Here is a 1,418-nt window from a genome sequence, read left to right as displayed (position 1 = left end):
TACCTGATGCAAAGCCTGTGGATGCCAGCGGAGTTGTGTCGGACAAGGGATTAGGTGTTTGGGTGCCTGATAAGCAATAACCAGACACCCAAGTCTGGTTTAGATAGAAAGGGGATCAGTTGACCTTGGGCTCCAGCTCCCCTTTCAGGTAACGCTCTGCCATATCATCCAGGCTGAGTGCACGGATTTTGCTGGCATGGCCTGCTGTACCAAAGGCTTCATAACGGGCAATACACACTTCCGCCATGGCGTGCTGAGACTCTTTCAGGTATTTGCGCGGGTCGAATTCGGCAGGATTTTTTGCCAGAAAACGACGGATGGCACCCGTGGAGGCCAGACGCAGATCGGTGTCGATGTTGACCTTGCGTACACCATACTTGATGCCTTCCACAATTTCTTCCACCGGCACACCGTAGGTTTCCGGGATTTCACCGCCGTATTCATTGATGATTTCCAACCACTCTTGCGGCACGGATGAAGAACCATGCATAACCAGGTGGGTGTTGGGAATACGGGCGTGAATGGCTTTGATGCGATCAATCGCCAGTACATCACCGGTGGGCGGTTTAGTGAACTTGTAAGCACCGTGGCTGGTGCCGATGGCAATCGCCAGCGCATCCACGCGAGTCTTTTTAACAAAGTCAGCCGCTTCTTCCGGATCGGTCAGCATCTGCTCATGAGACAGAGTGCCTTCTGCACCTATGCCGTCTTCTTCACCAGCCTGACCGGTTTCCAGGCTACCCAGACAACCCAGCTCACCTTCCACGGAAACACCGCAAGCCTGTGCCATTTCAACCGTGCGACGAGTCACTTCGACATTGTAGTCATAATCAGCCGGTGTTTTACCGTCCTCACGCAGGGAGCCATCCATCATCACCGAGCTGAAACCCAGCTGGATAGAGCGCTGGCAAACACTGGGGCTGGTGCCGTGATCCTGGTGCATACACACGGGGATATGCGGAAACTCTTCGATGGCAGCCAGAATCAGGTGGCGCAGGAAAGGCGCACCAGCGTATTTGCGGGCACCGGCAGAAGCCTGCACTATCACCGGAGAATCCGTGCGATTGGCTGCTTCCATAATGGCGCGCATCTGCTCCAGATTGTTGACGTTAAACGCCGGAACGCCGTAACCGTATTCGGCGGCGTGATCCAGCAACTGGCGCATGGTGATCAGAGCCATAGTATTTACCTTTTATTTGAGTTCTTTAAACGTATTTAAACGGTGCTGCAGGTATTACATGGCGGTTCAGTGGATTGCTGAGATCAGGCTGTCCGCAACAGGACGTTGCGGCCAGAGCTTACATGGATGTATTCACGCGTCCTGATCCGGCAACCGCTGAGCCTGCCAGATTACCCTTTATTTTTTGCTGCTGCTTCCAGAGCAGCCACAGCGGGCAGTACCTTGCCTTCCACGTACT

General features: G+C 53.9%; 1 protein-coding gene. It reads right to left on the bottom strand.

The window, feature by feature from the left end; all coding sequences use genetic code 11:
• Positions 1 to 115: 115 nt before the first annotated feature.
• Positions 116 to 1,180: a class II fructose-bisphosphate aldolase gene (gene fba, locus IBX50_RS20570; protein WP_292258295.1), complete on the bottom strand. Its 1,065-nt coding sequence runs from the start codon at positions 1,178 to 1,180 to the stop codon at positions 116 to 118.
• Positions 1,181 to 1,418 lie beyond the last annotated feature (238 nt).

The sequence above is a fragment of the Marinospirillum sp. genome, from assembly GCF_014859565.1.
The sequence above is the reverse complement of the archived record's forward strand: the minus strand, read 5'-3'. Positions and strand labels throughout refer to the sequence as shown.